The 6,543-nt window shown below is 71.1% G+C and carries 8 protein-coding genes; 3 read left to right on the top strand and 5 right to left on the bottom strand.

All coding sequences use genetic code 11. The features are described from left to right. Positions 1–85: 85 nt before the first annotated feature. From ADL29_RS05585 to ADL29_RS45960, 3 genes are all read right to left on the bottom strand, one after another. Complete coding sequence (locus ADL29_RS05585) at positions 86–394, bottom strand: hypothetical protein (protein ID WP_046930918.1); 309 nt, start codon at positions 392–394, stop codon at positions 86–88. A gap of 274 nt (positions 395–668) precedes the next feature. Next, positions 669–866, bottom strand: coding sequence for a DUF397 domain-containing protein (locus ADL29_RS05580; protein WP_046926689.1), 198 nt, complete (start codon positions 864–866; stop codon positions 669–671). A gap of 45 nt (positions 867–911) precedes the next feature. Beyond that, positions 912–1,034: a hypothetical protein gene (locus ADL29_RS45960; protein WP_281181769.1), complete on the bottom strand. Its 123-nt coding sequence runs from the start codon at positions 1,032–1,034 to the stop codon at positions 912–914. A gap of 350 nt (positions 1,035–1,384) precedes the next feature. On the opposite strand from ADL29_RS45960, the gene ADL29_RS05575 reads away from it, so the two are divergent. Together ADL29_RS05575 and ADL29_RS05570 are read left to right on the top strand one after the other, a co-directional pair. Next, positions 1,385–2,389 carry a C40 family peptidase gene (locus ADL29_RS05575; RefSeq protein WP_053922602.1) on the top strand — a complete coding sequence of 335 codons (1,005 nt, stop codon included), beginning with the start codon at positions 1,385–1,387 and terminating at the stop codon, positions 2,387–2,389. 260 nt (positions 2,390–2,649) lie between these two features. Then, entirely contained in the window at positions 2,650–3,417 is a 768-nt protein-coding gene (locus tag ADL29_RS05570) for a phosphatase PAP2 family protein (protein ID WP_053922601.1), read from the top strand. A 67-nt stretch (positions 3,418–3,484) separates the two neighbouring features. Here the strand turns inward: ADL29_RS05570 and ADL29_RS05565 are convergent, their stop codons facing one another. Next, positions 3,485–5,083 (bottom strand): FAD-binding oxidoreductase, encoded by a 1,599-nt coding sequence (locus tag ADL29_RS05565; protein ID WP_053922600.1) that lies wholly within the window; start codon positions 5,081–5,083, stop codon positions 3,485–3,487. Between the two features lie 283 nt (positions 5,084–5,366). Further along, positions 5,367–5,540 carry a hypothetical protein gene (locus ADL29_RS43955; protein ID WP_169795190.1) on the bottom strand — a complete coding sequence of 58 codons (174 nt, stop codon included), beginning with the start codon at positions 5,538–5,540 and terminating at the stop codon, positions 5,367–5,369. Between the two features lie 116 nt (positions 5,541–5,656). On the opposite strand from ADL29_RS43955, the gene ADL29_RS05560 reads away from it, so the two are divergent. Next, positions 5,657–6,514 carry an SCO4651 family lipoprotein gene (locus ADL29_RS05560; RefSeq protein ID WP_053922599.1) on the top strand — a complete coding sequence of 286 codons (858 nt, stop codon included), beginning with the start codon at positions 5,657–5,659 and terminating at the stop codon, positions 6,512–6,514. The last annotated feature ends 29 nt before the right edge of the window (positions 6,515–6,543 follow it).

Genomic DNA, 6,543 nt, shown 5'->3' with positions numbered 1-6,543 from the left:
GGGCGGTGCCGGGGCGGGTGTGTGCCGGGATGGTGGGGGGACGGTGGGGGCCGGGCGGTGGTCCTGGGGCCGTGCCGTGGGCGGTCTAGACCGCCATGCCGTAGACGATCGTGAAGAGCGTCCCCAGTGATCCGATGATGAAGACACCGGTCAGACCGGCCACGATCAGACCCTTGCCCTGTTCGGCGCTGAAGGTGTCGCGTAGTGCGGTGGCGCCGATGCGCTGTTTGGCCGCGCCCCAGATCGCGATGCCCAGGCACAGCAGGATCGCGACCGCCATGACCACTTCGACCATCACGCGGGCTTCGTTGCCCAGGCTCCCGAACGGCCCCCAGTCCGGGGCGATTCCGCCGATGATGGTGGTGATGTCGCCCTTTTCGGCCGCAAGGAACATGTGTGACATGTGTGCCATGTGTGAACTCACCGCCCTTTGTGGGTAGTTGTGCGGCCGCGTCGGGTGGCGCGGCCGGCCTCGTCAGTCTCTATCTTCGCCGACGGGGGTGCCGTCAGAAGTCGACTTGGCGGCTTTCTTTGACGGATCCCGTGGGAGAGGTGTGTATGTGGTCGCTCACGCCGTCCACTGAACCCATAGTCTCACTGTGTGTATCACGGCCGATAACCCTGGGCAATGATCATCGAGGGGCGGCGGCCGGCCGGTCGCCGCCCGGTCAGAGTCCCGCGAAGTGGTCGAACTCACCGGCCTTCACGCCGAGGACGAAGGCGTCCCACTTGGCGCGGGTGGTGGTGACGATGTTCTCGGGGTCGGTGCTGGTGCGCAGGTGCACCGCGCCGCCGTCCGCGAAGGCGACCTCGATGTACTCCGGGGCGTCCGGGTCGTCGGTTGCCTTGTGCCAGGTGAGGGACATGGGGGTCCTTACGTGGTGGGGCGGGCGCCGCGCCCGCTTCGGGCGTTACCGCGGGGCGTGGGACATGGCGAAGATCATGACGAGCGCCACCAGGTGGATGGCGAACAGGAAGTACCCCACGCGCCACCACAGGTGGCGGCTCATCTGCTTCGGGTTGTTCGAGTCCATGGGGTGCGTCCTGTCGTCGGTGTCCGGACCAGTGTCCCGCATCGGGGGCGGGCAGGGCGCGGACGGGTGCTGCCGGGTGCTGTGCAGCGGGCCGGGGCGGGCGGCTCCGGGGCGGGCGGAGCGTGATGCGCCGTATGGCGCCAGGGCCCGGCGCAGAGCCCTCGGGCGGTTTCTGCGGGCATACGTTCCGGAGGCGGTGCGGGCGCATGGCTGCTGACGGACCGGCATGTGCCGCTGCGCCCCTCGTGTGCTGCCCCCTGCGCCGCCTCGCGCGCCGTCGCGCGGCCGTAAATCGCGCGTAGGTACGGGAAAGCGCAGTGAACCCACCCCGGATGGGGGAGGGTTGAGGCGTGCGGAAATTCTGGGTTGCCGGTGGGCTCGGGGTGGGGCTGGTGCTCTGCCTGCTGGGGTTGTTGGTGGTGGGGACGTATTCGGCGGCCGCCGGGCTGGCGGGGGCCGCGGGACGGGCGGCCGGGCTGGCCAAGGGGGCCGTGCCGGCTGCATATCAGTCGCTGGTGCAGAAGTGGGGGACGCTCTGCCCGGCGATCAGTCCTGCCTTGCTGGCGGCGCAGTTGTACCAGGAGAGCGGGTGGAACCCGAAGGCGCAGAGCCCGGCGGCCGCACAGGGCATGGCGCAGTTCATCCCGGGGACGTGGGAGACCCATGGGGTGGACGGGAACGGCGACGGGAAGCGGGATGTATGGGATCCGGAGGATGCCATTCCGTCGGCCGCTTCGTACGACTGTGAGCTGGCGAAGTATGTGAAGGGGGCATCGGGGGACGCCACGCGCAACATGCTTGCCGCGTACAACGCCGGGGCGTACCGGGTGATTCAGTACGACGGAGTGCCGCCGTACCGCGAGACGCAGAACTATGTGAAGACGATTACGACGCTGGCCAAGAGTTTTGAGGCGCCTACGGGGCCGGTGGCGTCGTCGAGGCAGGCCGCGGCCGCCATTTACTACGCCCAGAAGAAGCTGGGAACGAGGTATCTGTGGGGCGGGACCGGGACGGCGGCGCAGGGCGGGCGGTTCGACTGCTCCGGGCTGACCCAGGCCGCGTACCACTCGGTGGGCATCGAGCTGCCGCGGGTCGCGAACGACCAGTGGAACGCCGGGCCGCATCCGGAGCGGAACGCCCTGCTCCCGGGGGACCTGGTGTTCTTCGCGTACGACCTGAAGGATCCGCGGTCGATTCATCACGTGGGGATCTATGTGGGCGGTGGCTACATGATCAATGCGCCGTACACCGGGGCCGTGATCCGGTTCGACAAGATCGATACCCCGGACTACATCGGGGCGACCCGGGTCACCTCGGATGGCGCGAAAGCGCTGCCGCGGGAGGACGCTGCGTGAGGATGGGATGCGAGCGCGTACCGGGACCGGGGTCTGAACCGAGGCCTGAACTGCGGTGATGAGTCAAGCTTCGATAACGTCCTGGTGATCATCCGGTTGAGGGGGGAACGGCGGCGGGGGGCGCCGCGTTCCTCTTGCGTGGGGACGTACGGACGTATCCGGGCCGGACACACGGGACACGGCAGACGCTCGACGCACCACACGGGGGCCGGCAGCACACACAGGCGCTCGCGCGCGCGAAAGGTAAGGGGTCGCGGCAGATGGCTGGACTCGCACTGGAGGGGCCGAACCCCGATGTCGACGTGCTCGACGGCATCAACGGCCTTGCGAAGGATGCGCCGCACTGGGTCAACCGCGCGATGGAGTACATCGGCGAGTACGGCATCATCGCCGGGCTCGCGGTGCTGTGTCTGATCGCGTGGTGGGGTGCCCGGCGCAGGTCCGATGCGCCCGCCGCCATCGCCGGTCTGGTCTGGGCGCCGCTGGCGGCCGGTATCGCGCTGCTCGCCAACATTCCGATCCGGGCGTTCGTCGAGCGACCGCGGCCGTTCAAGGATCATGCCGGTCTGGAAGTGCTGATTCCGGGCAAGAGCGACTACTCGTTCGTGAGTGACCACGCGACGCTGACCATGGCGGTCGGGGTCGGCCTGTTCGTCGCCAGCCGCAAGTACGGCCTGGCCGGGATCGCGCTGGCGCTGGCGGAGGGGTTCTGCCGGGTCTACATGGGCGTCCACTACCCGACCGATGTGGTGGGCGGGTTCGCGCTGGGCACGGCCGTCGCGCTGTTGCTCGCGCCGGTCGCGCAGGCGCTGCTCGTACCGCTGATGACGGCGGTCGGACGGTCGCCGGTCGGATGGATCGCGTGGTTCGTGCAGGCGCCCGGTGCGGTGCCGTCGGCCCCGGCCGGCAGTACGAGCACGGGAACGGGCGGTCACGGCGGTCTCGGCGCCGAGGACGAGCGGATGATCGCCGGCGGTTCGGCGGCGCCGTCGCGGCGCCGGGACCGCGACAAGGATCTGGCGGCCTGACGCCGTCCCCGGAGACACGAAACGGCCCGGCCCCCTGTGAGGGGCCGGGCCGTCCGCGTAGGCACCCTCAGAGCGCCTGCGGAAAGGTGCTGAACAGCCGCTGCGGGTCGTAGCTCTGCTTGACCTGGGCGAGGCGGCCGGCGGCCGGGCCGTAGTAGGCGGACTTCCAGTCGGTGAGGGCCGGGTCCGTGTAGTTCTGGTAGGCGGCGCCGGAGGAATGGCGGCGCATGGCGGAATGGAAGGAATTCAGCCATGCGGTACGTGAGCCGGGCGAGCCGTTGGCGGGCCAGGACGTCAAGTACTGGGCGAGGAAGCGGGATCCGCGGTGCACGAAGGCGGTGTCGGTGCGGCCGACGCGGTTGATCGCGCCGCCCAGTGCCGTCAGGGCGACATTGCCGTTGACGCCCTTGCGGCCGCCGCTCTCTATCTGGGCCATCAGGGTCTGGATGCCGGCCGCGGACAGCGAGCGGTCGAAGAAGTGGGAGCGGGCCGCGTAGGTCTCGCGGCCCAGCTGGCCGGAGCCGGTGTGGCCGGGGAGGGAGCCCGGCATATGGCACTGTGCGGTGGACTTGGAGGAGCAGCCGGCGTAGGCCTCCATCGCGTCCAGGTACGAGGTGGGGGTGAGGCGGACGCTGGTGGCGGGGCCGGGGCCGCCGGGCTGGTCGGCGAGTCTGTCGAGGGCGTTCTTGAGGTCGCTGTAGGAGCCGAGGGAGAAGGCGGCCACGGAGACGCCGGGGGTGCCGCCGGGCCGGGCGTCGAGATGGCAGGAGGACCAGATCTCGTCGGCCTGCGTCGGGCCCCACTTCTGCCAGGAGGCGACCACCTTCGCCGCCTTGGACCAGGGCCAGGTCAGATACGCCATCACGGCGCGTGGCGCCGGATGCGTGCGGAAGCGGAGTTCGGTGACCACGCCGAAGTTGCCGTTGCCCGCGCCGCGCAGCGCCCAGAAGAGGTCGGAGTGCTGGGACTTGTCGCAGTCGACGGTCTTGCCGTCGGCCGTGACGAGCGTGGCGCCTACCAGGCTGTCGCAGGTCAGGCCGTATGCGCGGGAGGCGACGCCATGGCCGCCGCCGAGGGTGAGGCCGGATATGCCGACGGTGGGGCAGGAGCCGCCGGGGATCGTCACGCCGTGCGCGCCCAGGCCCTCGTAGACGTCTATCAGCTTGGCGCCGGCGCCGATGCGGGTGATGCCGCCGGAGGGCGCGCCGACCTTGGAGAGGGCGGAGACGTCGATGATGAGCCTGCCGTTGCCGCTGGACCAGCCGGCGTAGGAGTGGCCGCCGCTGCGGATGGCGACCGGGGTGTCGTAACGGCGGGCGAAGGCCAGGCATTCGGCGATGTCCGACGGATGCTGGACGTAGGCGATGGCCGACGGTTTGAGGCTGTCGTAGCGGGTGTTGTAGAGGCGGCGGGCGGTGGCGTACGCGGCGTCGGAGGCGCGTATCAGCTTGCCGTCCAGGCTTTTGTCGAGCGCCGTCCAGGAGGACGCGGTGGCCCGGCTCCTGCCGAGGGCGCCCGCCGGGGCGGAGGCCGCGTTGGTCCCGGCGGCGTTGCCCGTGGTGGCCGCCGCGTCCGCCCCACCCTTCGTGGTGTTGCAGCCGGTGGCCCAGGCGACCGAGGTCGCCGCGAGAGTGCCGCCCGCCTGCAGGAGTGTGCGCCGCTTCACTGGGATGTCCCCCTCGATTGGTACGGTCCGGCCCCGCCCGCCGGTCGTCAGTCACGGGGCGCGTGCATGGGGAGCGGGCATCGGACGGCGGGACACGGCCGGCGCCACAGTCGGTGCGTACCGCTGTGTCCGGAATTGGTCGATGTCGCCCGGGTGCTGTTTGTCCGGTGACGTCCGTTGATGACCGTGAAGTCCGCTGCTGCTCGCTGCTCTTGCTTTCCCCATTACCCAGATGCCGTGCGGGCGTTGGAGGTTCCAGGGGCGGCGCGCGGAACGGAGCGAGTTATTCCAGGGGGTGTTTCGCGTCACTCTCGGCGGCGACCTGGTGCCGCTCCGCGTCCGTACGCGCCTGGGAGCGGGCGCGGCGGGCCGGCCCCCGCCAACCGCAGTCGCAGCGGGCGTGGCAGAAGGAACCACGCTCGGTGGTGGAGGTCGTGTGCGGGGCTCGGTCGGGCACCCGGCCACGCTACGCGCCCGGGGTGGGTTTGCGTGACGGGCCCCCGGTATCGGTCGTTGAACGGGGCGGTCGGCACAGGCCGTCCGGAGCACAGCGGCCGAGGGGGCTCGTACGCGATGGTGGTGCAGGACAGACGAGGTGGCGCGGTCTCCATGGCCGTGGCGTGCGGGACGGGTCTGGCCGTGGGACTGCTGGCGACGGGCTGCTCCCCCGACGGCGCCGCGGCCGACGACCAGGCGGCCACCGCCCGGGCCGCCGCCTCCGAGGTCCGGCGCAGCGCCGATGCGCTGGTGCGGGCCGGCGCCGCCCGGGTCCGTACGGCGATGGAGACCGCGAGCGGCGGCACCCGCGTCGCCATCCGGGGCACCGGGATCTACGACTTCCGCACCAGCAGCGGGCAGCTGCGCGTCCTGCTGCCGGATCTCGCGGACAAGCCCGGCGAGGGCCGTCAGCCGATCACCGAGATCCTGGCGCCCGGCGCGCTGTTCATGAAGAACCGCGGCGCCGGGGTACCGGCCGACAAATGGGTACGGATGGCCACCGCCGCGCTGGCCGACGGCAATCTGGTCACCGGCGGTGCGACCGATCCGCTGGCCGCCGCCGAACTGCTGCGGGGCGCACGGGAGGTGGCCTACCGCGGGGAGGAGCGGCTGGACGGCGTCCGGGTGCGGCACTATCGCGGCATCACGGACATCGGGGTGGCCGCGCGGGCGGCGTCGCGGCGCAGCGGACCGGCGCTGACCGCGGCGGAGAAAGGGTTCACCACGGATGCCGTGCCGTTCGATGTGTATCTGGACGAGGTCGGACGGCTGCGCAAGGCGCGCCAGCGGTTCCAGTTCGCCAACGGGGCGCCCGAGGGAGCGTCGGTGACCTCCACCACAGAGCTCTACGACTTCGGGGTGCGGGCCGCCGGGGTGCGGCTGCCCGAACGGCGCGATATCTACACCGGGAAGATCGCTTCTGCGGCGCCGTAACGCGGCGGCGCCGCGGCATCTTCCGGGGG

Source organism: Streptomyces chattanoogensis (assembly GCF_001294335.1).
Classification (GTDB): domain Bacteria; phylum Actinomycetota; class Actinomycetes; order Streptomycetales; family Streptomycetaceae; genus Streptomyces; species Streptomyces chattanoogensis.
Note: the sequence above shows the minus strand (reverse complement) of the source record. Positions and strands in the feature narration are given on the sequence as shown.